This is a genomic window from Bradyrhizobium sp. USDA 4449 (genome assembly GCF_054056275.1).
This window is the reverse complement of the sequence record NZ_JBSRYD010000001.1, coordinates 6,248,388-6,272,508: the sequence shown is the minus strand read 5'-3', so window position 1 is coordinate 6,272,508 and position 24,121 is coordinate 6,248,388. Positions and strand designations below refer to the sequence as shown.

Genomic DNA, 24,121 nt, shown 5'->3' with positions numbered 1-24,121 from the left:
ATTTGCATTTGCAGCCCGCGGCGAGAGCGCGTCAACAGCGTCCGCGACATATGAGCCTTGGTTTTATGCACGGAGCGCGCGTGGCCTTTCGCTCGTCACGAATGCACGCCATAATGGCGTATGCAACTCACTTCCCGCCTCGCGTTGATGAACTGGCTGGCCGGCCAGGGGCTCACCGGCCTTCCCGAACCTGAACTGCTGCGCGGATTCTGCGAGCGCTGCCGGGCGGAAGGGCTGGAACTCTCGCGCGGGCTCGTTGTCATCGATACGCTGCACCCGATCTACGAGGGCCGCGCCTTCCGCTGGAGCGATACGCCGACAAACGAAAGCGACGTCGTCGAATACGGCTCGACGGCGGAGGGCGATGCGGCCACGAATTGGCGCCGCTCGGTGTTCTATCATCTGCTCGAGCATGGCCACGACGAGATGGTGCTCGACCTCGCCGACGCGCCCTCGCTCGATTTCTCGCAGATCGGCGACCTCGCACAAACCGGGCATCGTCATTTCCTGGCTTTCGTGCACCGCTTCGGCGAGACCGGAGCGCTCGGGCAGATGGATTGCCTCTACTCCTATTGGACGACGCGGCGCGAGGACGGCTTCACCGAAGCCGAGCTCGCCGCGCTGCGCGATCTCGTTCCGGTGCTCGGACTGGCGATCAAGTCGGCGCAGCAGGTCGACATTGTCAGGACGCTCGGGCGGGTCTATCTCGGACGCGATGCCTCCGAGCAGGTCCTGCGCGGGCGTATCTCGCGCGGCGTCACGGAGCGCATCAATGCCGTGCTCTGGTATTCGGATTTGCGTGGCTCGACCGGGATCAGCGAGAGTATCGGGCCGGACGAGATCATCCCGTTCCTCAACGACTACGCGCAGGCCGTGATCGATGCGATCCACGAGGCCGGCGGCGATGTGCTGAAGCTGATCGGCGACGGCGTGCTTGCGATGTTCTGGGGCGAGGATATGGCCGATGCGCGGCGGGCCGCGCTGCGGGCCGAGCACCTGTTCCGCCGGAACGTCGCGACGCTGAATGCACGCCGCACAGCGGAGGGCCGCCCGACCACGTCGGCCTATATCGGCCTGCATGTCGGCGAGGTCTTCTACGGCAATATCGGCAGCGAGGACCGGCTCGATTTCACCGTGGTCGGACCGACCGTGAATGAGGTCAGCCGCATCGCTTCGATGAGCCGTTCGGTCGATCGCGAGTTGCTGGCGTCAGCCGAGTTCTACAAGGGACTGGATGCCGCCGGACGCCGCTACCTCGTTTCCACGGGTCGCTACGCGCTGCGCGGCATCGGACGCGCGCAGGATCTCTACACGCTCGACCCTGATGTCGACGTGAGCGAGCCGGTGGCCGGGAGCTACGAGCGGTATCTGGCGAATTAGGCCCGGGCCGCGGCGCCATCCTCGACCATGGCCGGCTGCCGGTCCAGCGCCACCGCCGGTGACAGCCAGATCACCAGGGCCTGCAAGCCGAACACGGCGGCGGCGAGATAGAGGCACGCTTCCGCGCTCCAGAGGCCGCCGACGATCGCGCCCAGCGCCGAGCCGAGCGGGCGGGCGCCGTAGCTCATGATGTTGATGGCGGAGACGCGGCCGAGCAGACGCGGCGGCGTCACGGACTGCCGCAGGGTTGTGGTCGAGATCACCCAGAGGATCGGCCCGACGCCGAGCAGGAAGAAGCTGAGGCCAGCGAGCCACGGCGAGGGCACCAGCACAGTCAGTGCCATCACGACAGCCGCGACGAAACCGGTCACCGGGCCGAGGCCGATCACGGTGCCGAACGCGATGCGCTTCATGACGCGCGTGGCGAACAGTGCGCCGATCACCATGCCGATTCCGTACATCGTCAGCACGATGCCGACACCGGCGGCGGTCAGGCCGAGATGGCGCACCGCGTAAGGCACGAACACCGCGATCTGCAGGAACCAGCCGGTGTTGAAGATGAACTGGGTGATGAACACCGGCCGCAGCAGCTGGTGGTGGAAGACGAAGGCCGCGCCCTCGCGGATCTCCAGCATTGGATGGCGACGCGGCACCGGCGTGCGCGCCGGCTCGTAGAGGCCGGAGAGCAGGGCCACGGCGATCGCGGAGAGCGCCGCCGCGAAAGCGAAAGCCGGGCTCGCGCCCCACCAGCCGACCAGTGCGCCGCCGAGCGCAGGCCCGCTGGCGAAGGCGATGGTGCGCGCAAGTTCGATCCGGGCATTCGCAGCCGGCAACAGCTCCGCGCTGACCAGCGAGGGCACCAGCGCCGGCGCAGCGACGCTGTAGACCACGGTGCCGCAGACTGCGGCGAAGCCGAGCAGCGCCAGCAGCGCCAGATTGAGCGCGCCGAGCGCGAGCAGCAGCACGATCGTCCCAAGCGCCACGGCCCGCAGCGCCTCGGCGCTCGCCATCAGCGAGCGGCGGGAGATGCGGTCGGCGAGCAGGCCGGCCGGAATCGCAAACAGCACGAAGGGCAAGGTGAGGGCGGTCTGGAGCAGGCCGGTTTGCCCTTCGGCCACTCCCAGCGTCAGCACCGCGACGATCGGCGCCGCGGCCAGCGCGATCTGCTCTGCCGACTGCGCCGCGAGGTTGGACCAGGCGAGGCGGTTGAAGGTCTGGGGGAGGCGCTGTGGATTTGACATGGCTCGTTCCTGCAAAGTCGTGATGAGGCCAGTATCGGCGTCCGGGGACCGCCAAACCCACCCGCTTCCCGACAGGGCGGGGCAAAACGAGGTACCCGCGGGAACCGATCCGGCTAGATGCAGTTGCAAATGAGTTGCAATAAGGCTCGACATCGGTATTGTTGCCATCATGGATGCCCGATCGCCCGATCTCACCCAGGATACAGCCTCCGGCTGGCGCATTGACGCGCCAGCCACCAAGAGCCTGGCCGAGGTCAACGCCACGGTGACCATCCCCACGGCGGCGTGGTGGCGGCGGCTGCTCGCCTTCATCGGGCCGGGCTACCTGGTCTCGGTCGGCTATATGGACCCCGGCAACTGGGCGACCGACCTCGCTGGCGGGTCGAAGTTCGGCTACACGCTGCTCTCGGTCATCTTGCTCTCGAATTTGATGGCGATCCTGCTGCAATCCCTGGCGGCACGGCTCGGCATCGTCACGGATCGCGACCTCGCGCAGGCCTGCCGCGCCACCTATTCGCCCGCGGTCAACCTCCTGCTCTGGCTGGGCTGTGAAGCGGCGATCATCGCCTGCGACCTTGCCGAGGTGATCGGAACCGCCATTGCGCTGAAACTTCTGTTCGGCATTCCCCTGATCGTCGGCGCGCTGATTGCAGTGCTCGACGCATTCCTGCTGCTCGTCCTGATGAACCGCGGCTTCCGTTTCCTCGAGGCGTTCGTCATGGCGCTGCTGGCGGTGATCGCGGGCTGCTTCGCGGTGCAGATCGTGGCCGCCGCGCCGCCGTTTGCCGAGGTGCTGCGCGGCTTTGCGCCGAAGACCGAGATATTCACCAATTCCGAGATGCTCTACATCGCGATCGGCATCATCGGCGCGACCGTGATGCCGCATAATCTCTATCTGCATTCGTCGATCGTGCAGACGCGCGCCTATGCGCGCAACGACGAGGGCCGGCGCGAAGCGATCAAATGGGCGACGACGGATTCCACCATCGCGCTGATGCTGGCGTTGTTCGTCAACGCCGCGATCCTCGTTGTCGCAGCCGCCACCTTCCACAAGAGCGGCCACTCGGAGGTTGCCGAGATCGGCCAGGCCTTCGAGCTGCTCTCGCCGCTGCTTGGCCTCGGCGTTGCCTCGACATTGTTCGCGGTGGCGCTGCTCGCCTCGGGTCTGAACTCGACCGTCACCGCAACGCTCGCCGGCCAGATCGTCATGGAGGGCTTTCTCGATCTGCGGCTGCCCACCTGGGCGCGGCGTCTCGTCACGCGCGGCATTGCCATCATCCCGGTGATCGTCGTCACCGCGATCTACGGCGAGCGCGGCACCGCGGATCTGCTGGTGCTCAGCCAGGTCGTGCTGTCGATGCAGCTGCCCTTCGCGGTAATCCCGCTGGTGCGTTTCGTGTCCGATCGCCGCAAGATGGGGCAGTTCGCGATACCCATGTCCGTCGCCGCGATCGCGTGGATCGTGGCGGGCGTGATCGTGGTTTTGAATTTGAAGCTGCTGGTGGATACGTTGGTGGGGTGAGTAGCGAGTGGCGAACGGGGAGTGGATGCTTCGCTATTCGCGCCTCCCCGTTCCCCATTCACATGATCAATCCTGCGGCTCGGACGCCACATCGCCCTGCGCGTCGATGCGCAGCCAGCCTGAGGGGGCCAAGCGCTGCTGCGGCAGGAAGCGGGCCTTGTAGTCCATCTTCTTGGAACCCTCGATCCAGTATCCGAGATAGACGTAGGGTAGGCCCTGCCTGCGTGCGCGGGCGATATGGTCGAGGATCATGAAGGTGCCCATCGAGCGGCTGACCTGGCTGGGCTCGAAGAACGAATAGACCATTGACAGGCCGTCGCTGAGCACGTCGGTCAATGCGACCGCGATCAGCTCCTCGCCACGGCCGGTGATGCCGCTGTCGGGACCGCGCTTGCGGTACTCGATGATGCGGGTCTCGACATGGCTGTCCTCGACCATCATGGCGTAGTCGAGCACGGTCATGTCGGCCATGCCGCCGTGGCGGTGACGGGCGTCGAGATAGGCGCGGAATACCGAATATTGCTCTGATGTCGGCACCGCGCTGCGCTGCTCGCCGATGATGTCGGCGTTGCGGGCCATCACCTTGCGGAAATTGCGGGACAGGCGGAACTCGTTGGCGACCACCCGGACCGAGACGCAGGCCCGGCACTGGTCGCAAGCCGGCCGGTAAGCGATCGACTGGCTGCGGCGGAACCCGCCATGGGTCAGGAGGTCGTTGAGGTCGCCGGCGCGCTCACCCACGAGGTGTGTAAACACCTTGCGCTCATGCCGGCCCGGCAGATACGGGCAGGGGGACGGCGCCGTCAGGTAAAATTGAGGGGTATCGCGCGAGTGCTGGGTCAAGGGACGTCGTAGGCCTCCGAAGTGAGTATCAGCATCGCGCTACGAAAGCCTCCGGTCAATTGGTCCGCTCGGTAGGTCGGCAGGCCAGTCAGCTTAGCTGATCCTGGTTAGTAGGTCATTGATCGCTCGGTTCTCAATACGTCCTGGCCGTCTGGGGGACTGGGGCCCGAACGGAATTGTTGATCACGACCGTTCCCAGCACGAAATCCTGCAGCAGGCGCCGGCGGCCGTTGAACAGGCCGACCAGCACCACGAAGGGCGACAGGAACGAGACCGTCACCCAGAACAGCACGGCATGGGTGGCGCCGAGGACAAAGTAGCCCGGCGCGCCGTACCAGGTGCGCAACTCCAGATCCATGACCCGCATCCCGATCGTCGCCGACGACGGACCGCCGATGCAGGCGCCATAATAGACGATGGCCCAGATCACGGAGGCCGGCCAGGCCAGCCAGAACAGGGCCCAACCGATGCCGAGCGTCACGACGCCGAACACCGCGATGAAGAGGTAGCCGAGGATGACAGGCACGGAAATCACGACCATGTCGATCAGGAACGCAAACACCCGCCGCGTCGCGACACCGCGGAACAGTTCCGGATGCAGATAGGGATCATAGGCGTGCGCCGCGCCATCACTACGCCAGGTGCCGCTGTCGTTTGGCGAACCGGAATAAGACATGAGCTTCCCTTCCACTTTCGGACGTCTCACCCGCAGCACATGGGAGCCATCCGGTCGCGCGCCAAGGCTGCTGGCGCATCAGCACCGCAAAATATTCCGGCGATTCGGCGGCCGAGTGCGCTTGCGCTGTTCGTGATTTGCACCATGCTCGGCGCAGCCGAAGTCCCTAATTCCGCGCCCGGAAAGGAATATTCATGCGTGGTGACATCGAATTGCGTTGTCGCTGTGGCGGGGTCCGCGGCGTGGTCACGGGCGTGTCGCCGCACACCGTCAACCGCGTGGTCTGTTACTGCGACGACTGCTGCCAGGCCTTCGCACATCAGCTCGGCCGTGCCGATCTGCTGAATGCGAAAGGTGGCACCGACATTGTCCAGGTCGCGCCATCGACGTTCTCGTTTGCAGAGGGCCAGAACCGGGTCGCCGGGGTCCGACTAACCCCGAAAGGCCTCTACAGATGGTATGCAAGTTGCTGCAACACGCCGATCGGCAACACCCTCACGCCGAGCGTTCCCTTTGTCGGCATTGTTGCGCAGGCGTTCGAGGGCGGCACGCCCGCAGTTGACGATGTCGCCGGACCGCCGATCGGGGCCATTCTCGGCAAGCACGCGGTGGGCGAGCCGCCGGCGGGCTCAACAGGACTTGATCTGTCTCTCCTCCTGCGCGCTATCGCCAAGGTGCTTGCATGGAAGCTGCGGGGGAAGACATGGCCGCATCCGTTCTTCAAGCGGGAGACGCGCGAGGCAATCTATCCAATCACCGTGCTGTCGCGCGAGCAGCGCGAGGCGCTACGTCCGTTATGTGGGCCGCAGCCGAGGGCGTAAGCGGCGGATTGAGCCGCCTCAGGATTGCGACTTCAGTTTTTCTGCTGCCTGCGCCGCAAAATAAGTCAAAACGCCATCCGCGCCGGCGCGCTTGAAGGCGAGCAGGCTCTCCATCATGGCGCGGTCGCCGTCGAGCCAGCCGTTGTTGGCGGCGGCCGCGATCATCGCGTATTCGCCGGACACCTGATAGGCGAAGGTCGGCATCCCGAAGGTGTCCTTCACGCGACGGACCACGTCGAGATACGGCATGCCGGGCTTGACCATCACCATGTCGGCGCCCTCGGAGATGTCGAGCTCGACCTCGCGCAGCGCTTCGTCGGTGTTGGCGCTGTCCATCTGGTAGGTGCGCTTGTCGCCGGTGAGCGTCTTGGCCGAGCCGATCGCATCGCGGAACGGACCGTAGAAAGCCGAGGCGTATTTCGCGGCATAGGCCATGATCTGCACGTCAAGGAGGCCGGTGCGATCCAGCGCCTGGCGGATCGCGGCGACGCGGCCGTCCATCATGTCGGAGGGCGCGATGATGTCGCAGCCGGCTTCGGCCTGCACCAGCGCCTGGCGCACCAGTACGGCAACCGTCTCGTCATTCAAGATCTTGCCGTCGGAAATCAAGCCGTCATGGCCGTGGCTGGTGAAGGGATCGAGCGCGACGTCGCAGAGCACGCCGATGTCAGGGAATTCCTTCTTGATCGCGCGAACCGCCTGGCAGACCAGATTGTCCGGGTTGGTGGCTTCCGAGCCTTCTTCGTCCCGCAAGGAAGGATCGGTGTAGGGAAACAGCGCGAGGCAGGGAATGGTCAGCTTCATGGCGCGCTCGGCATCGCGCACGGCCTGGTCGACGCTGAGGCGTTCGACGCCGGGCATCGAAGTGATGGCCTCGCGCTTGTTGTTGCCCTCGATCAGGAACAGCGGCCAGATCAGATCGTCGGTGGTGAGCACGTTCTCGCGCACCATGCGCCGGGCCCATTCTGCCTTGCGGTTGCGGCGCGGACGGACGGTCAGATCGAGGGCATGGGGCACTGCGGCACCGGTCGCGCGCGCGACCTCGCGCAGTTCGATCGGACGTCCGTATTTGATCGCCATTACTCTTCTCCCGGCTGGAATTATTCTTATACCAGCTCGCATAGTTCCCGTCACCGCGGCTTGACCTCCCGCAAGGCGATGGCAGCCGATTGATTTTGCGTGGCGAAACAGCCAGAAGGGGCGATGCCCGAGATTTCCACCCGTGATGCGGCCCGCGACAATGCCAGGGATGCCGTCAGGGACGGCGCCCGCGACAGTGCATTGTCTGTGGCGGCGATCTCTTCGGAGCGGCCCGACTCCGACGACAATGTCTGGACCCGCCGCCTGGTGCTATTCCTGCGGGTCATGGCGCTGCTGTCGATCCTCAAGGGCCTGTATCACTGGGCACAGGTGACCGGCTTTGTCGGCGGCGAGGAGGAGGCCTTCGAAAACCAGTCGATGGCCTGGCAGGCCTCGACCATCTATTTCGCCGTCATCGAGCTCGTCGCCGCCGTCGGCCTGTGGCTCGCCACGCCCTGGGGAGCCGTGGTGTGGCTCACGACCGTGGTCTCGATGGCAGTGATCGAGCTGATGTTCCCGGGGATCTATGGAGGCAGCCTCGTCGTGGTCGGCGTCGAAGCCTTCATGCTCGCCGCTTATCTCGCACTCGCCTGGATGGCAGCGCGCGAACGGCCGCCGTAGCGCAGACGTTTCCAACACGCACATTCTGTGCCCCGGACAGGCGCAGCACCAACAGTGTGTTTAAGCGTGTCTCCGACGCACCATGGTGATGCGCTGCTGAGCCTGGGCCCGAAATCTCTCCGATCTCGTTTGCGGCGTTCTGGCTCCCGGCCCTGCGCGCCGCTTCGCGGCGCTGGTCCGGGAGATGAGAGTGCTGCGCTTGGTTGACCGCTGGTTTCGTAAAATTCGAGGTAAGTTTTCGTTGACCTAGCGCTATCCGCCACAGCCGTTACGCGTGCGTTTCGAAACGTGGCGGGGCTGTTCTGGAATGTGACAGATGGTGCGGACGGACGGTGAACAGGACCTTGCCACGGTCAACAGACGGTTGCGAAAAGTGCTTGTGGGACAGGCTTAATCCGCAATTCACTGTCTTAAATTCATGATCTCTTTATTCTCTTATTTAAGCCGATCTTCAAACGCCCCCCTTAAGTTGCACCTATCAGACGGGACACAAGTTTCGTCGAATGAGTGTCGATAAAAACGACAACAGGGGAAGTGTCATGATGAAAGCCGTCGCAACTGCGGCAGATACCGCAGAGCGCGTTTCGGGCCCGCAGGGTTCGGTGCAGTCGCTCTATCTGGAAGCATTGACTCTGGTGGAGCGGCTGCATCGCCGGCTCCTCGATGTGATCAAGGACGAGTTCGATCGTCGTGGCCGCGCCGACATCAATTCCGTGCAGGCGCTCCTGCTCTATAACATCGGCGACAAGGAGCTGACCGCGGGCGAGCTGCGCACGCGCGGCTACTATCTCGGCTCCAACGTCTCCTACAATCTGAAGAAGCTCGTCGAGCTCGGTTTCCTCGATCATCAGCGCTCGCGCGTTGACCGCCGCTCGGTGCGCATCCGCCTGACGCCGCAGGGCCAGGAAGTCCGCCGCATCGTCGACAGCCTGTACCAGAAGCACGTCAAGACCGTGGAACAGGTCGGCGGCATCTCCGGCGAGGAGTTCTCGACCCTCAACAAGTCGCTGCACCGCCTCGAGCGGTTCTGGACCGACCAGATCCTGTATCGGCTCTGAGTTTCAAAACGGGATCAAGGCCAAGCCGGCCCTCGACAAGACCGGCAGGCCTCCCCAACGTGCCTGGCTTCCCCAGCGCGCCGGCCCGGCTTGTTCCGGACCGGTGCGCGTTGTGCTTTTCGCACTCGCGAAAAAAGTGCCTGATCAGCGGAACCGGTTCTACGCGTCGCGGTTGTCCCTGCGGATCGGAGGACGCGATGCTCGTCGAGCGCGGGTTGCAGGCAATGAACGTCGAACTCGTGAGCGATGCCTACGCGATCGCCGCGAATTACCTCCGCCGCTCCGGTGCGATCGCCGACACGCTCGCCACCAACGAACGCCTGCTCGAGATCATCGTCACGCTGCTCCAGCACGGCGAATCCAACAAGATCAGGCTCGCCAACAAGGCGATCGTGAGGTTTGAGGCGCAGGCCGAGGCAAGAGCGGTTGCCTGATCAAGATTCCCAAAACATCGATGAACCAGAGGGTGCCATGGAAGCTGCCATCGACCGCATCATGAAGACCTATGACCTGCTCGCCAATCGCACGGCGGCGGCGAGCGACGAGGCGCGGGAAAAGGTGACGAACTACCTCACCACCCTGATGGAAGCCGGCGAGAAGGACACCCACAGGTTGACGGTCTGCGGCCTGACCTATCTGCGCCAGCTCGACGGCAGCGTGGACCCGGTGAAGGCGGGGTATACCGGGCTGTAGACGGAGCACCGCGACCACTGGATTGTTGAGGTCCAGATCGGACCTTTCCGGGTGACCGGCGAGCAGGTGGTTCTGCGGCCGTCCGATCGCCCCAATCCATAAATCCCCACCATATCTTGCATAAATGTCACGCCCGACCCGCAAATGCTTGGCCTGTTGCGGGCGATGTGGTAGATCGCGCTCGCCGCTTCCGATCGCCACACCAAGACCCCCGTAGCCTGCCAAAAGGCTGCGGCGGTGGAGATATTCGCAAGATGACCTCAGCCAAGACCGCCTCCGCGCCCGATTCGTTTTTCACCGCCTCGCTCGATCAGGCCGACCCGGAAATCGCCGCCGCCATCAAGGGCGAACTCGGCCGGCAGCGCCATGAAGTCGAGCTGATCGCCTCCGAGAACATCGTCAGCCGGGCCGTGCTGGAGGCGCAGGGTTCGGTGATGACCAACAAATATGCGGAAGGTTATCCGGGCGCGCGCTACTACGGCGGTTGTGAGTGGGTCGACGTCGCCGAGAACCTCGCGATCGATCGCGCCAAGAAGCTGTTCGGCGCCAAGTTCGCCAACGTGCAGCCGAATTCCGGCAGCCAGATGAACCAGGCGGTGTTCCTGGCGCTGCTCCAGCCCGGCGACACCTTCATGGGCCTCGACCTCGCGGCCGGCGGCCATCTCACTCACGGCTCACCCGTCAACATGAGCGGCAAGTGGTTCAAGGCCGCGCACTACACCGTGCGCCGCGAGGACCAGATCATCGACATGGACGCAGTCGCCAAGCAGGCCGAAGAGGTCAAGCCGAAGCTGATCGTGGCCGGCGGCTCGGCTTATTCGCGCGCCTGGGATTTCAAGCGCTTCCGTGAGATCGCGGACTCGGTCGGCGCCTATCTGCTGGTCGACATGGCGCACTTCGCGGGCCTCGTCGCCGGTGGCGTGCATGCCTCGCCTGTGCCGCATGCCCACGTCACCACCACCACGACGCACAAATCGCTGCGCGGTCCGCGCGGCGGCCTCATGCTGTGGAATGACGAGGCGCTGACCAAGAAATTCAATTCGGCGATCTTCCCGGGCCTGCAGGGCGGCCCGCTGATGCATGTGATCGCGGCAAAGGCCGTGGCCTTCGGTGAGGCGCTGCGTCCGGACTTCAAGGTCTATGCGAAGAACGTCGTCGAGAACGCCAAGGCACTCGCCGAGGCGATGAAGAGCCATGGCTTCGATATTGTCTCCGGCGGCACCGATAACCATCTGATGCTGGTCGACCTCAGGCCGAAGGGCCTGAAGGGCAACGCCTCGGAGAAGGCGCTGGTTCGCGCCGCCATCACCTGCAACAAGAACGGCATTCCGTTCGACCCGGAGTCGCCGTTCGTGACCTCCGGTATCCGTCTGGGCACCCCGGCGGCGACGACCCGCGGCTTCGGCGTCGCTGAATTCCAGCAGGTCGGCGGCATGATCGCCGAGGTCCTCAACGCGATCGCGCAATCCGACGACGGCAAGGCGCCGCTGGTGGAAGCTGCGATCAAGGAACGGGTCAAGGCGCTCACCGACCGCTTCCCGATCTATCAGTAAGAGGCCAAGATAAAGGCTGAAGTCAAAGGATCAAGGCAAACGGATGCGCTGCCCGAACTGCAACAGTCTCGACACGCAGGTAAAGGACTCGCGTCCGACCGAGGATTCTTCCGTCATCCGCAGGCGGCGCGTGTGCATCGCCTGCAATTTCCGCTTCACCACCTTCGAGCGCGTGCAGCTGCGCGAGCTCACGGTGATCAAGCGCAACGGCCGCCGCGTACCGTTCGACCGCGACAAGCTGATGCGCTCGGTCTCGATCTCGTTGCGCAAGCGGCCGGTCGAGCCTGAAAGGGTGGAGAAGATGGTCTCCACCATCGTGCGCGAGCTCGAGACCGGCGGTGAGGCCGAGATTTCCTCCGAGGTGATCGGCGAGACCGTGATGGAGCATCTGCGCACGCTCGACGACGTCGCCTATGTGCGCTTCGCCTCGGTCTACCGCAATTTCCGCGAGGCCAAGGATTTCGCCGAGGTGCTCGGCGAGCTCTCCGGTGAGGAGGAAGCGCGGCTCGCCGCGATGCGCAAATGATCTTCCGCATCCTGGAAGATCAGTTCGCCCGGAAGATCCGCGAGTCCAAGGACGCCGACCGCCGTTACATGCAGCTGGCGCTGGCGCTCGGTCGGCGCGGGCAGGGGCGCACCTGGCCCAATCCGGCCGTCGGCGCCGTCATCGTCAGGGACGGAGTGATCGTCGGCCGCGGCTGGACGCAGCCCGGTGGACGGCCGCATGCCGAGGTTGAAGCGCTACGGCGGGCAGGCGAGGCCGCGCGCGGTGCGACGCTTTACGTCACCCTCGAGCCATGCTCGCATTTCGGCAAGTCGCCGCCCTGCGCCGATGCGGTGATCGCCGCCGGCATCAAGCGCGTCGTCGCGGCGATCGAGGATCCAAATCCTGAGGTCGCGGGGCAGGGGCACGCGCGCCTGCGCGCCGCAGGCATGACTGTGGATGTGGGCCTGTGCGCGGCGGAGGCCGCGTTCGACCACGCCGGCCATTTCCGCCGCATCCGTGACAAGCGTCCGCACGTGATCCTGAAGCTTGCCGTCTCGCCCGACGGCAAGATCGGCGCTGAAGGCGGCAAGCGGCTCGCGATCACCGGCGATGCCGTCCGCGACCGGGTGCATCTCCTGCGCGCCTCGAGCGACGCGATCCTGGTCGGCATCGGCACGGTGCTGGCCGATGATCCGCAGCTCAATTGCCGCCTGCCCGGCATGGAAGCGCGTTCTCCGTTGCGTGTTGTCCTCGACCGGAATTTGCGGATTCCGGCTTCCAGCCAACTCGTGCGCTCCGCGCGCGAGGCGCCGCTTTGGGTCGTGGGTTCAGAGCTTGCGGAAGCAGCCGCAGCAACCCGCCTCGGCGCCGCCGGTGCGCAAATCATGCGCATGCCGCCGAACGGTGCAGCCGGCCTCGACCTTCCGGCCGTGCTGCACGCGCTCGCCGAGAAGGGCATCACGCGGCTGATGGTCGAGGGCGGCAGCCGCGTTGCGGCATCCTTCGTGTCTGCCGACCTCGTCGACGAGATCTGGCTGTTCCGCGGGGCGGAAGAGGTGGGGGCTGGTGGGGTCGATGCGCTCGATGCATTGCCCCTGTCGAAAATCACGCAGTCGCAGGCCTACAAGGTTCATGCTAGCGAGACATTCGGCCCCGATACTCTCACCATCTACGAGCGCGCTTAATGTTCACTGGCATTGTCACCGATATCGGCGAGATCGTCAGCGTCAAGCCGGTGGCGCAGGGGCAATTGCACCGCCTGCGCATTGCCTGCAGCTACGATCAGACCACCATCGCCGACGGCGCTTCGATCGCCAACAACGGCGTCTGCCTCACCGTGGTCGCCTCCGGCGTCGCTGACGGCAAAACCTGGTTCGACGTCGATGCCGCCGCCGAGACGCTGGCGCTGACGACGGCCAAGCGCTGGAAGGTGGGCACGAGGCTCAATCTCGAGCGTGCGCTCAAGATCGGCGACGAGCTCGGCGGTCACATCGTCGCCGGCCACGTCGACGGCGTCGCCAGCATCGTCAGCCGCGAGGACCTGCCCGACATGGCGCGGTTCGAGCTCTCGACGACGCGGGAGCTGGCGCGCTTCATCGCCACCAAGGGCTCGATTACGCTCGATGGCGTCTCGCTGACCGTCAATACGGTTGATGACGCGACCTTTTCGGTGCTGATCATCCCGCATACGCTCGACGTCACGACGATCGGCGGCTGGAAGGCAGGCAGCGAGGTCAATATCGAGGTCGATCTGATGGCCCGCTATGCGGCGCGGCTGACGGAAATGAAGTGACCGGTAAAGCCGGCCCTGCTTTAAAACTTGGCTTACACGCCTGCGGCGACTACATAACGCGCCGACCCAAGAGACGACTAGACGAAACGGATTGAGACGATGGCAGACGCGCGGCGCGCACCCCTGAAGGACCAGACCGATATTTCCGGCGCGCGTGCGCTGGTGGTCGAGGCACGGTTCTATGACGATCTCCAGGACGCGCTTCTGGATGGCGCGGTGACCGAGTTGAAGGCGGCCGGCCTGACCCATGACGTCATCACGGTTCCCGGCGCGTTGGAGATCCCGGCGGCGGTGGCGATCGCAGTCGACGCGGCTGCGGCGAACGGCAAGCCTTATGATGCGGTGATTGCGCTCGGTTGCGTGATCCGCGGCGACACCATCCATTTCGAGATCGTCTCGCAGGAATCCTCGCGTGCGCTGATGGACCTCGCTGTGGCGCGCAAGTTGCCGCTCGGCAACGGCATCCTCACCGTCAACAACGAGGACCAGGCCTGGGCGCGGGCGCGCGCCAGCGAGCTCAACAAGGGCGGCGATGCCGCGCGTGCGGCGCTGGCGATGCTTCGCATCAAGCGCCGTCTGGCGCGGGCCTGAGCCATGGCTGACATCAGGAAACCGGCGGGGCTTGCGGAGAAGAAAGCGAACCGGCGCGGTGCGGCGCGGCTCGCAGCCGTCCAGGCGCTCTATCAAATGGATATCGCCGGCGCCGGCATCAACGACATCTTTGCGGAGTTCGAAAGCCACTGGCTCGGCAACGAGGTCGAGGGCGACACGTACCTGCCTGCGGAAGCCGCATTTTTCCGCGACGTCGTCTCCGGCGTCGTGCGCGACCAGAAGAAGCTCGATCCGCTGATCGACGAGGCGCTGTCCAAGGGCTGGCCCTTGAAGCGGATCGAAGCCATCCTGCGCGCGGTGTTGCGGGCAGGGGCCTACGAACTGGAGCACCGCAAGGATGTGCCGGGCCGCGTCGTGATCTCCGAATATGTCGACGTCGCGAATGCTTTCGTCGACCGCGAGGAGACCGGAATGGTCAACGCCGTGCTCGACCAGATCGGCCGCCAGTTTCGCGGTGACGAGTTCGGGCGGGGGTAGGGCGACGCCGGCGGTTGGAGTTGACACCGATGACCACTCCGAACGATCCCTCCGGCGAAGATTCCCTGATCGCTCGCTATTTCAAGCCGTTGGCGACTGATCCCGGTGCGTTCGCACTGGTGGACGACGCCGCGGTGCTGTCCTCGTCAGGCGACGACATTGTCGTCACCACCGATGCCGTGGTCGAGGGCGTGCATTATCTTGCCACCGATCCCCCCGACACCATCGCGCGCAAGGCACTGCGGGTGAACCTGTCCGATCTCGCCGCCAAGGGCGCGAGCCCGGCCGGCTTCGTGCTGACGCTGGCGCTGCGCAGCAAGGAGGACGCCTGGCTCAGGCCGTTCGCGGATGCGCTCGGCGAGGACGTGAAAACTTTCGCCTGCCCGCTGCTCGGCGGCGACACGGTGTCGACACCGGGGCCGCAGATGATCTCGATCACCGCCTTCGGCCGCGTGCCGACGGGGCGGATGGTTGGCCGCACCGGAGCGCGACCGGGCGATATTATCCTGGTGACGGGCACGATCGGCGATGCCGCGCTCGGGCTGGACGTGCTCACCGGAGGCCCGGCCGCCACCGCGCTCGCGTCCGATCCCGCAGCAAGAGAAGCTCTCGTTTCGCGCTATCGGATCCCCCAGCCCCGCAATGTGTTGGCGCAGGCTGTGCGTGACCATGCGACAGCGGCGATGGACGTCTCCGACGGGCTTGCCGGCGACCTGACCAAACTCTGTGCAGCATCCGGCGTTTCGGCCACCGTCGGTCTGGCGAGCGTACCCCTCTCGGCCGCCGCGGCCGGCCTGCTCGACCGCAATGCCATTTGTGTTGAGACGCTGCTTGCCGGGGGCGACGATTACGAAGTGTTGTGCACGGTCCCGCCGGCACGGAGCGATGCGCTGATCGCCGCCGGGCGGGTGGCCGGCCTTGCCGTCACGGCGATCGGCACGATCGTCGCCGGCTACGAGCGGCCACGCTTTCTGGATGGGCAGGGCCAGGAACTGGCCTTGAAGCGGTTGTCTTTTAGCCACTTCTAGGCACTGCGCCACGCCAGCCGTCGCGCGCTCGGCATTAGGTCTAATTACCTGCCGAGATCGGCTTTTTCACTCTCTTCCGGCGTTGCACCATCAATTTGATTTTGGCAAGCTTGTGACCGACTAGGGCTACCTCTTCGCGCAAGGGGCAGCCCTGTTCAGCATAAGGGCGCCGCACCGCATGACGGAAAACAAGAGGCGGCGGGGGTACGTTCATCAAGGATCTGAGGCAGAAATCAAATGACAGCATTATGGTTGATAGTGCTCTGCGGAGTGCTTTCCGTCGTCTACGCGATTTGGGCGACGTCTTCGGTGTTGAGTGCGGATGCGGGGTCACCGCGCATGCAGGAGATCGCGGGAGCGGTGCGTGAAGGCGCACAGGCCTATCTCCGGCGCCAGTACACCACGATCGGCATCGTCGGCATCGTCATCTTCGTGCTGCTTGCCTTTTTCCTTGGGCTCTATGTCGCGATCGGCTTCCTGATCGGCGCCGTCCTGTCGGGGGCGGCCGGCTTCATCGGCATGAACGTCTCAGTGCGCGCCAATGTGCGCACCGCCCAGGCTGCGACGACGTCGCTCGCCGGCGGCCTCGAACTCGCCTTCAAGGCGGGCGCGATTACCGGCCTTCTGGTGGCGGGTCTCGCGCTGTTGGGCGTGACGCTCTATTTCGGCTTCCTGGTGCACTCGCTGAAGCTCGCACCTGACAGCCGCACCGTCATCGACGCCATGGTGGCGCTCGGCTTCGGCGCCTCGCTGATCTCGATCTTCGCCCGTCTCGGCGGCGGCATCTTCACCAAGGGGGCGGACGTCGGCGGCGATCTCGTCGGCAAGGTCGAGGCCGGCATCCCCGAGGATGATCCGCGCAATCCGGCCACCATCGCCGACAACGTCGGTGACAACGTCGGCGACTGCGCCGGCATGGCCGCCGACCTGTTCGAGACCTATGCGGTGACCGCGGTCGCCACCATGGTTCTCGCTGCCATCTTCTTCGCCAAGACGCCGATCCTCGCCAACATGATGACGCTGCCGCTCGCCATCGGCGGCATCTGCATCATCACCTCGATCATCGGCACGTTCTTCGTGAAGCTCGGGCCCAGCCAGTCGATCATGGGCGCGCTCTACAAGGGCCTGATCGCAACCGGCATCCTGTCGCTGATCGGCATCGCCGGCGTGATCTACTATTTGATCGGCTTCGGCAAGCTCGACGGCGTCGACTATACCGGCATGTCGCTGTTTGAATGCGGCGTCATCGGCCTCGTCGTCACCGCGCTGATCATCTGGATCACCGAGTACTACACCGGCACCGACTACCGTCCGGTGAAGTCGATCGCCCAGGCTTCGGTCACGGGTCACGGCACCAACGTGATCCAGGGCCTCGCCGTCTCGATGGAAGCGACGGCGTTGCCCGCGATCGTCATCATCGCCGGCATCCTGGTCACCTACAGCCTGGCCGGCCTGTTCGGCATCGCCATCGCGACCGCCACCATGCTGGCCTTGGCCGGCATGGTCGTCGCGCTGGACGCCTTCGGTCCGGTGACTGACAACGCCGGCGGCATCGCCGAAATGGCGGGGCTACCGAAGGAAGTGCGCAAGTCGACCGACGCGCTCGACGCGGTCGGCAACACGACGAAGGCGGTCACCAAAGGTTACGCGATCGGCTCCGCCGGTCTCGGTGCCCTTGTGCTGTTCGCAGCCTACAACCAGGACCTCAAGTTCTTCGTTGCGGGCTCGGCCGACCATCCCTACTTCGCCGGCGTCAACCCGGATTTCTCGCTCAACAACCCGTATGTGGTTGTCGGCCTGTTGTTCGGCGGTTTGCTGCCGTATCTGTTCGGCGCGATGGGCATGACGGCGGTCGGGCGTGCGGCCGGCGCAATCGTCGAGGAAGTGCGCCGTCAGTTCCGCGAGAAGCCGGGCATCATGCAGGGCACGGACAAGCCCGACTACGGCAAGGCGGTCGACCTGCTCACCCGCGCGGCGATCAAGGAAATGATCATCCCCTCGCTGCTCCCGGTGCTGTCGCCGATCGTCGTCTACTTCCTGATCTACGCGATCGCGGGCGGCGGCGCCGCCGGCAAGTCGGCTGCGTTCTCGGCCGTCGGCGCGATGCTGCTCGGCGTGATCGTGACGGGCCTGTTCGTCGCGATCTCCATGACCTCGGGCGGCGGCGCCTGGGACAACGCCAAGAAGTACATCGAGGACGGTCATTTCGGCGGCAAGGGTTCTGATGCCCACAAGTCGGCGGTGACCGGCGACACCGTCGGCGATCCCTACAAGGACACGGCCGGCCCTGCGGTGAACCCGATGATCAAGATCACCAACATCGTGGCCTTGCTGCTGCTGGCGATCCTGGCGCACTGAGCGGCATCAACGACAAAAGACAAAATCCCGCGGCGAAAGCCGCGGGGTTTTTGTTTGGTGGGGCGCAATCTCTCTCCACGTCATTGCGAGGAGCCCGCGACAAAATTGCGAAGCAATTTTGCGCCGGTGCGACGAAGCAATCCAGGGTCTTTCCGCGGACAGATACCGGATTGCTCGCAATGACCGTGGAGCGAGCTACTGCACGTCCATCTGCAATCCTTCCTTCTGGATGATGTCGGCGAACTTCTTCGTCTCGGCGTCCACGAAGGCGGCGAACTGCTCGGGCGTGCCGTAGTCGGCGCGCGCCCCCATGGCAGCGATGTTCTTCCTGATGTCGTCGCGCTCCAGCATCGCCTTGACCTGGAGATTGAGCGCTTCGAGAGCTGCCGGCGGCACACCCTTCGGCAGGAAGACCGAGAACCAGGACGATACGTCGAAATTCGCAAGCTCCGGCGCGCTCTCGCGCATCGTCGGCAGATCGGGTGCGAGGTCGCTGCGCGCGGTCGTGGTGACGCAGAGGCCGGTGAGCGTGCCGTTCTGAACCTGCGGCAGGCTCGGATAGAGATTGTCGAACAGGATCTGGATATCGCCGGCGAGGGCGGCCTGGAGCGCGGGGCCAGCGCCGCGGAACGGGATATGAGTCATCTTCAGTCCGGTGAGCTGAAGAAACCAGGCGCCGGTGAGGTGAGGACTTTGACCGACGCCCGATGAAGCGTAGCTGAGCTTGTCGGGATTGGCCTTGAGAAACGCAATCAGCTCGGCGACCGATTTGATGCCGGTCTTCGGATGCGCCGACACGATATTCGGAATCCGGATCATGTTGCTGACAGGCTGGAGCTGGTCGGGCTTGTAGCTGAGGTTCTTGAAGATGCTGTAGGCGATCGCGTTCGGACCGGGGTTGCCGATCAGGATGGTGTGGCCGTTGGCCTTGGAGCGAACCACCTCGGCGGTCCCGATCGTGCCACCGCCGCCGGAGCGATTTTCGACAACCGCTGTCTGCCCCCAGGCGGATTGGAGATGGGCGGCGAGCAGCCGACCCATCACGTCGGTTGAGCCGCCCGCCGCAGCCGGCACGATGACGCGGATGTTCTCTGTCGGCCTCCAGTCCGCAAGGCTCGATCGCGGCAGGATGGCGGCGGCGGAGAGGCCCGCGGCTCCCGCAAGCACACGGCGACGGGTCAAAAATCCGTTCGGACGGTTCTTGGGCACAATTCCACTCCCAGCTTCTTGTTTGCGGGGAGCGTAGGGAACGGGGTGCACAACGACAAGTCGCCTGCGACCGACAGCGTCGTTCCGAGAGCGTCACGAAGCCGCAGGCAGATAGCCTCAGTTCACGATCTCAGTTGAAGCTGAGCAGCTTGAACAGCGGCGCGAGGTAGCTCATCTCCTGACCCGACGTCGGCGTGGTCCGGCTGATGGAGTCGAAGATCTTGCCATCCTGGAGGCCGTAATTCGCAAGCCGGCGTACGCGCCGGTTCTTGTCGAAATAGATCGCGATCACACGCTGGTCGACGACCTTCTGGTTCATGAAGGCGACCATGCGTTCCGAGCGCTGCGAGATGTAGTAGAACACTTCACCGTCAAGGGTCGCGACCGTCGAGGGCGTGCCCATCACGATCAGCACCTGATCCTGGCTCGCGCCGATCGGAATCTGTTCGAGTGCGCCCGGCGGCAGGATGTAGCCCTTCTGGAACTGTTCACCGGTGCAGCCTGCGAGTGCGGCGCCGACGAGCGTCACGGCCGCGAGCATGCGCAGGCCACGCCAGCACGCATGAAGGCCGCGCCGCTTGTCCCGGCGCAGGCTGGTCTGGTTCGTTATCGTCATAGCGGAACTGATTCCGTCCCCTTGCGTCGCGCGAGGCGCTGAAGTACCGGGCAGGGCGTCTGAATGCAACTCGCGCGCGCCCGCTTGCGGAAACCACAATGCTTTGGCCGTTCAATCACTTCAGGAAACCCCGGCTAGCCCCGGCCGGCACCATTGAGACCATCTATGGCATGATCGTGACGCAGGCGCGAGAACCCATATTTTACCGGGACTTGGGCGTGCCGGACACGGTTAATGGCCGTTTCGACCTGTTGCTCTTGCACCTCTGGCTGGTGCTGCGGCGGCTGCGAAACGTCGCCCAGGGCGGGGTAGAACTGTCGCAGGCCCTGTTCGACCGCTTCTGCGAAGACATGGATGACAATCTGCGCGAGATGGGCGTTGGCGACCAGACCGTCCCGAAGCGGATGCGGGCCTTCGGGGAGGCTTTTTACGGCCGCATTCAGGCGTATGACCAGGCGATCGAAGCAGGCGCCGAGGCGCTTGGGCAGGCGATCTGCAAGAATATCTTGAACGGTACCGGGATGGACCGGGCGCGACGGCTCGCCGCTTACGCGGTGGCGGCGAATGCGGAGCTCGGCCAGACCGGCGATCCCGCAGTCCTGCTCGGATCTATCAGGTTTCCCGCATCGCTTGGCGAGGATGAGACATCATGAACCGATCGTCGACCGGATTCGAAGCCGATCCCTGGCGCTCGCCTGTGATCGTGGCGCAGATTCCCGATACGGGACTTCACCGTGAGCTCGAAGCCTCGGCGGCAGCACGCCAGGCCATGGGCAGTGTCGCCGGAGTCCGGGAGATCCTGTCGGCTCACGCCGACTTCGTCGTCGCGCCGAAGAGCGGCGGCCGGGTCCAGGTTACGGGCCGTGTGCGGGCTAAGGTCGGCCAGACCTGCGTGGTCACGCTCGATCCGATCGAGAATGAGATCGATGAGGAGGTCGATCTGACTTTTGCGCCCGAGGCCGAAGCGCGGCGGCTGGAGGATTTGATCGAGGAAGGGCAGGACGACGATAATGCCCCGGAGGTCGTCGATCCGCCGGAAGCCATCGTCAACGGGATCATTGACCTCGGCCGCATTGCGACCGACGCGCTGTTCCTGGCGATCGACCCTTATCCCCGCAAGCCGGGGGCCGTGTTCGAGGCCGAGATCACCGCGCCCGACCCCGAGGACCATCCGTTCGCGGCGCTGAAGGCGCTCCAGGACAACAAGCAGGGCAAGAAGAAAGGCAAATAGAAGGGCGTTCCCGTAAGACCACCTTGCTTTGAGGGGTGAGGTGTTTGCGGCAGGGGTTTCAAAGGCTGGTTTATCTACTTGATTCCCAAGTGTTTCCTGGGAATTTCCGGGCCCGCCAGCTGATCGCTCTCGATCCAAAAGACTGGGGGCAAGAGGTTGTTTCGGGATAACAAAACGCTATTGTCCGCCCCGGTCCGGGTGCGGCGTGGCGCTTGGCCGGTCGCCATGTCCATGGCGAGCCCATTCCGCGGCCCCGCTCGTTGACGACCGCGCCAGACCAGGTTTCCGGGATTTCGATGCCAAGCAAGGTTCGTATCGCGCTTGACGCCATGGGGGGCGACGTCGGCGCCCCTGTCGTCATTCCAGGCGCCGCCATCTCGCTCGACAGGCGCCCGGCGACCGAATTCCTGCTGGTCGGCGATCGCGCCAGGATCGAGCCCGAACTCGGGCGCCATCCGAAGCTCAAGGCCGCCTCGAAGATCATCCATACCGACGTCGCCGTCAGCGGCGAGGACAAGCCGAGCCAGGCGCTGCGCCGCGGCCGCAAGACCTCCTCGATGTGGCTTGCCATTGATGCGGTGAAGAAGGGGGAGGCGGATGTGGCCGTATCCGCCGGCAATACCGGCGCACTGATGGCGATGGCGCGCTTCCATTTGCGTACGCTGCCCGGCATCGATCGCCCGGCGATCACTGCCGTATGGCCGACCGCGCGTGGCTCGTCCGTGGTGCTCGATCTCGGCGCCACAATCGGCGGCGATGCGCGTCATCTGGTGGCGCTCGCAGTCATGGGGGCGGCCATGGCGAGCGTGGTGTTCGACAAGAAGCGTCCGACCGTCGGCCTGCTCAACATCGGGACCGAAGAGATCAAAGGGCACGAGGAGATTCGCGAGGCAGGAGAGATCCTGCGCACGATGAACCTGCCGGAGCTCGACTATGTCGGCTTCGTCGAGGGCGATGGCATCGGCAAGGGAATGGCCGATGTGATCGTGACCGAGGGGTACAGCGGCAACATTGCGCTCAAGGCTGCCGAGGGAACCGCACGCCAGATGGCGGACTTGCTCCGCAACGAGATCCAGCGCAGCTGGCTGTCCAGGCTCGGTTATCTTTTTGCACGCAATGCCTTCCAGGCGCTGCGTGACAAAATGGATCCGAACAAGTCAAATGGCGGCGTGCTGCTCGGGCTGAACGGGCTCGTGGTCAAGAGCCATGGCGGAATCAACGCCGAAGGCTTTGCCTATGCGATCGATGTTGGTTATGAGATGGCCAAATTCGATCTTCTGAACAAGATCAATCAGATGCTCAACCGCGATGGGGGTGCGCTCGGTTCCGTGCCAACCGCGCCGGAGGATGTTTCGTGACCAAGATTCGTTCGGTCGTGCTGGGCTGCGGCTCCTATTTGCCGGAGCAGGTGCTGACCAATGCCCAACTGGCGGCGCGCATCGACACATCCGACGAGTGGATCGTCCAGCGCACCGGTATTCGCGAGCGGCACATCGCGGCCGACGGCGAGTTCACCTCGCATCTTGCGCTCGAGGCGGCGCAGGCGGCGCTCAGCGATGCCGGCGTGGATGCGCAATCGATCGAGCTGATCGTGCTCGCGACCTCGACGCCCGACAACACGTTTCCCGCGACCGCGGTCGCCGTGCAGCACGGGCTCGGCATCAATCACGGCGCAGCCTTCGACCTCCAGGCGGTGTGCTCGGGCTTCGTGTTTGCGCTTGCGACCGCCGACAATTTCCTGCGCACCGGCGCGTTCAAGCGCGCCCTGGTGATCGGTGCCGAGACCTTCTCACGGATTCTCGACTGGAACGACCGCGGCACCTGCGTGCTGTTCGGCGACGGCGCCGGTGCGGTCGTGCTCGAGGCCCAGGAGCAGCCGGGCAACGCGGCCACCGATCGAGGCCTGGTGACGGCGCATTTGCGCTCCGATGGTCGCCACAAGGGCAAGCTGTTCGTCGACGGCGGGCCGTCCTCGACCCAGACCGTCGGCCATCTGCGCATGGAGGGCCGCGAGGTCTTCAAGCACGCGGTCGGCATGATCACCGACGTCATCGTCGATGCGTTCCAGGCAACCGGGCTCAATGCGGACAGCATCGACTGGTTCGTGCCGCATCAGGCCAACAAGCGAATCATCGACGCCTCCGCCCACAAGCTCCACATCGCGCCGGAGAAAGTGGTGCTGACCGTGGACCGTCACGGCAACACCTCGGCTGCCTCGATCCCGCTGGCGCTGTCGGTGGCGCGGAAGGACGGCCGCATCAAGCGTGGCGACCTGGTTTTGCTGGAGGCGATGGGCGGCGGCTTCACCTGGGGCTCGGCCCTGGTGCGCTGGTAAAGCCACATCGATAAAATTTTGCCCGAATCGGCGCCTGATATCAATGCGTCTGCATTGATGAGCGGTGTTGACCGCCGTAACGTAAGCTCCTAATTTCAGACAACAATTGTTCGCCGTGATGTGGGGCAGGGCGATGACCGATACAAGCAAAACCGTAACGCGTGTTGATCTCTGTGAGGCCGTCTACCAGAAGGTGGGTCTGTCACGCACGGAATCGTCCGCCTTCGTGGAGCTCGTGCTGAAGGAGATCACCGACTGCCTTGAAAAGGGCGAGACGGTGAAACTGTCCTCGTTCGGCTCCTTCATGGTTCGCAAGAAGGGCCAGCGTATCGGCCGTAATCCGAAGACCGGCACCGAGGTACCGATCTCCCCGCGCCGCGTGATGGTGTTCAAGCCGTCGGCGATCCTGAAGCAACGGATCAACGCCCAGCACCGCACCAATGGCGATGCCAGCAAGGCTCAACCCGAGGCGTAATCGCGCCTACGTG

General features: G+C 64.6%; 26 protein-coding genes. 20 read left to right on the top strand and 6 right to left on the bottom strand.

Annotated features, from left to right (window positions below; genetic code table 11):
- Nucleotides 1–120: 120 nt before the first annotated feature.
- On the top strand, nucleotides 121–1,380 hold the full coding sequence (locus tag ACVIIW_RS29355; RefSeq protein WP_456703906.1) for an adenylate/guanylate cyclase domain-containing protein: 1,260 nt from the start codon (nucleotides 121–123) through the stop codon (nucleotides 1,378–1,380).
- Here the strand turns inward: ACVIIW_RS29355 and ACVIIW_RS29350 are convergent.
- A complete protein-coding gene (locus tag ACVIIW_RS29350; protein WP_456703905.1) occupies nucleotides 1,377–2,621 on the bottom strand; it encodes an MFS transporter in 1,245 nt (414 codons plus the stop codon). The genes ACVIIW_RS29355 and ACVIIW_RS29350 overlap by 4 nt on opposite strands.
- A 169-nt stretch (nucleotides 2,622–2,790) precedes the next feature.
- On the opposite strand from ACVIIW_RS29350, the gene ACVIIW_RS29345 reads away from it, so the two are divergent.
- Entirely contained in the window at nucleotides 2,791–4,143 is a 1,353-nt protein-coding gene (locus ACVIIW_RS29345; protein ID WP_456703904.1) for an Nramp family divalent metal transporter, read from the top strand.
- A 66-nt stretch (nucleotides 4,144–4,209) separates the two neighbouring features.
- Here ACVIIW_RS29345 and ACVIIW_RS29340 read toward each other — a convergent pair whose 3' ends face one another.
- Entirely contained in the window at nucleotides 4,210–4,986 is a 777-nt protein-coding gene (locus ACVIIW_RS29340) for an arginyltransferase (protein ID WP_456703903.1), read from the bottom strand.
- Between the two features lie 133 nt (nucleotides 4,987–5,119).
- Complete coding sequence (locus ACVIIW_RS29335) at nucleotides 5,120–5,662, bottom strand: RDD family protein (RefSeq protein WP_456703902.1); 543 nt, start codon at nucleotides 5,660–5,662, stop codon at nucleotides 5,120–5,122.
- Nucleotides 5,663–5,856: 194 nt separating this feature from the next.
- Here ACVIIW_RS29335 and ACVIIW_RS29330 point away from each other — a divergent pair, with 194 nt between their 5' ends.
- The gene (locus tag ACVIIW_RS29330; protein WP_456703901.1) at nucleotides 5,857–6,483 is read left to right on the top strand and encodes a DUF6151 family protein; all 627 of its coding nucleotides are present in this window, start codon (nucleotides 5,857–5,859) and stop codon (nucleotides 6,481–6,483) included.
- Between the two features lie 18 nt (nucleotides 6,484–6,501).
- On the opposite strand, the gene hemB is transcribed toward ACVIIW_RS29330, so the two are convergent.
- A complete protein-coding gene (gene hemB / locus ACVIIW_RS29325; RefSeq protein WP_456703900.1) occupies nucleotides 6,502–7,563 on the bottom strand; it encodes a porphobilinogen synthase in 1,062 nt (353 codons plus the stop codon).
- 123 nt (nucleotides 7,564–7,686) lie between these two features.
- Between hemB and ACVIIW_RS29320 the strand changes: the two genes are divergently transcribed.
- The 12 genes from ACVIIW_RS29320 to ACVIIW_RS29265 all read left to right on the top strand — a co-directional run bounded on the left by ACVIIW_RS29320 (nucleotide 7,687) and on the right by ACVIIW_RS29265 (nucleotide 18,242).
- Nucleotides 7,687–8,184, top strand: coding sequence for a DUF6163 family protein (locus tag ACVIIW_RS29320; RefSeq protein ID WP_456703899.1), 498 nt, complete (start codon nucleotides 7,687–7,689; stop codon nucleotides 8,182–8,184).
- Between the two features lie 539 nt (nucleotides 8,185–8,723).
- Nucleotides 8,724–9,242, top strand: a complete 519-nt coding sequence (gene ldtR, locus ACVIIW_RS29315; RefSeq protein WP_027529973.1) for a transcriptional regulator LdtR — start codon at nucleotides 8,724–8,726, stop codon at nucleotides 9,240–9,242.
- A gap of 197 nt (nucleotides 9,243–9,439) precedes the next feature.
- On the top strand, nucleotides 9,440–9,676 hold the full coding sequence (locus tag ACVIIW_RS29310) for a hypothetical protein (RefSeq protein ID WP_456703898.1): 237 nt from the start codon (nucleotides 9,440–9,442) through the stop codon (nucleotides 9,674–9,676).
- A 37-nt stretch (nucleotides 9,677–9,713) separates the two neighbouring features.
- The gene (locus ACVIIW_RS29305) at nucleotides 9,714–9,935 is read left to right on the top strand and encodes a hypothetical protein (RefSeq protein WP_456703897.1); all 222 of its coding nucleotides are present in this window, start codon (nucleotides 9,714–9,716) and stop codon (nucleotides 9,933–9,935) included.
- Between the two features lie 254 nt (nucleotides 9,936–10,189).
- Nucleotides 10,190–11,488, top strand: a complete 1,299-nt coding sequence (gene glyA, locus ACVIIW_RS29300) for a serine hydroxymethyltransferase (protein WP_456703896.1) — start codon at nucleotides 10,190–10,192, stop codon at nucleotides 11,486–11,488.
- A 43-nt stretch (nucleotides 11,489–11,531) separates the two neighbouring features.
- Nucleotides 11,532–12,014, top strand: a complete 483-nt coding sequence (gene nrdR, locus ACVIIW_RS29295) for a transcriptional regulator NrdR (RefSeq protein ID WP_456703895.1) — start codon at nucleotides 11,532–11,534, stop codon at nucleotides 12,012–12,014.
- Nucleotides 12,011–13,159, top strand: a complete 1,149-nt coding sequence (ribD, locus tag ACVIIW_RS29290; protein WP_456703894.1) for a bifunctional diaminohydroxyphosphoribosylaminopyrimidine deaminase/5-amino-6-(5-phosphoribosylamino)uracil reductase RibD — start codon at nucleotides 12,011–12,013, stop codon at nucleotides 13,157–13,159. The genes nrdR and ribD overlap by 4 nt, the downstream gene beginning before the upstream one ends.
- Nucleotides 13,159–13,767: a riboflavin synthase gene (locus tag ACVIIW_RS29285; RefSeq protein WP_456703893.1), complete on the top strand. Its 609-nt coding sequence runs from the start codon at nucleotides 13,159–13,161 to the stop codon at nucleotides 13,765–13,767. The genes ribD and ACVIIW_RS29285 overlap by 1 nt, the downstream gene beginning before the upstream one ends.
- A gap of 99 nt (nucleotides 13,768–13,866) precedes the next feature.
- The gene (gene ribH / locus ACVIIW_RS29280) at nucleotides 13,867–14,358 is read left to right on the top strand and encodes a 6,7-dimethyl-8-ribityllumazine synthase (RefSeq protein ID WP_092228692.1); all 492 of its coding nucleotides are present in this window, start codon (nucleotides 13,867–13,869) and stop codon (nucleotides 14,356–14,358) included.
- A gap of 3 nt (nucleotides 14,359–14,361) precedes the next feature.
- Nucleotides 14,362–14,856, top strand: coding sequence for a transcription antitermination factor NusB (gene nusB / locus ACVIIW_RS29275; protein ID WP_092228693.1), 495 nt, complete (start codon nucleotides 14,362–14,364; stop codon nucleotides 14,854–14,856).
- A gap of 29 nt (nucleotides 14,857–14,885) precedes the next feature.
- Nucleotides 14,886–15,884, top strand: a complete 999-nt coding sequence (thiL, locus tag ACVIIW_RS29270) for a thiamine-phosphate kinase (RefSeq protein WP_456703892.1) — start codon at nucleotides 14,886–14,888, stop codon at nucleotides 15,882–15,884.
- A 237-nt stretch (nucleotides 15,885–16,121) separates the two neighbouring features.
- Nucleotides 16,122–18,242, top strand: a complete 2,121-nt coding sequence (locus tag ACVIIW_RS29265) for a sodium-translocating pyrophosphatase (RefSeq protein ID WP_456703891.1) — start codon at nucleotides 16,122–16,124, stop codon at nucleotides 18,240–18,242.
- 195 nt (nucleotides 18,243–18,437) lie between these two features.
- Here ACVIIW_RS29265 and ACVIIW_RS29260 read toward each other — a convergent pair whose 3' ends face one another.
- Nucleotides 18,438–19,451 carry a Bug family tripartite tricarboxylate transporter substrate binding protein gene (locus ACVIIW_RS29260; protein WP_456703890.1) on the bottom strand — a complete coding sequence of 338 codons (1,014 nt, stop codon included), beginning with the start codon at nucleotides 19,449–19,451 and terminating at the stop codon, nucleotides 18,438–18,440.
- 130 nt (nucleotides 19,452–19,581) lie between these two features.
- Nucleotides 19,582–20,067: an outer membrane protein assembly factor BamE gene (locus ACVIIW_RS29255; RefSeq protein WP_456703889.1), complete on the bottom strand. Its 486-nt coding sequence runs from the start codon at nucleotides 20,065–20,067 to the stop codon at nucleotides 19,582–19,584.
- Between the two features lie 98 nt (nucleotides 20,068–20,165).
- On the opposite strand from ACVIIW_RS29255, the gene ACVIIW_RS29250 reads away from it, so the two are divergent.
- The 5 genes from ACVIIW_RS29250 to ACVIIW_RS29230 all read left to right on the top strand — a co-directional run bounded on the left by ACVIIW_RS29250 (nucleotide 20,166) and on the right by ACVIIW_RS29230 (nucleotide 24,108).
- A complete protein-coding gene (locus tag ACVIIW_RS29250) occupies nucleotides 20,166–20,720 on the top strand; it encodes a ubiquinol-cytochrome C chaperone family protein (RefSeq protein ID WP_456703888.1) in 555 nt (184 codons plus the stop codon).
- Complete coding sequence (locus ACVIIW_RS29245; protein ID WP_456703887.1) at nucleotides 20,717–21,298, top strand: YceD family protein; 582 nt, start codon at nucleotides 20,717–20,719, stop codon at nucleotides 21,296–21,298. The genes ACVIIW_RS29250 and ACVIIW_RS29245 overlap by 4 nt, the downstream gene beginning before the upstream one ends.
- 296 nt (nucleotides 21,299–21,594) lie before the next feature.
- Nucleotides 21,595–22,656: a phosphate acyltransferase PlsX gene (gene plsX / locus ACVIIW_RS29240; protein ID WP_456703886.1), complete on the top strand. Its 1,062-nt coding sequence runs from the start codon at nucleotides 21,595–21,597 to the stop codon at nucleotides 22,654–22,656.
- A complete protein-coding gene (locus ACVIIW_RS29235) occupies nucleotides 22,653–23,633 on the top strand; it encodes a beta-ketoacyl-ACP synthase III (RefSeq protein WP_456703885.1) in 981 nt (326 codons plus the stop codon). The genes plsX and ACVIIW_RS29235 overlap by 4 nt, the downstream gene beginning before the upstream one ends.
- 133 nt (nucleotides 23,634–23,766) lie before the next feature.
- Complete coding sequence (locus ACVIIW_RS29230; protein WP_177243187.1) at nucleotides 23,767–24,108, top strand: integration host factor subunit alpha; 342 nt, start codon at nucleotides 23,767–23,769, stop codon at nucleotides 24,106–24,108.
- Nucleotides 24,109–24,121 lie beyond the last annotated feature (13 nt).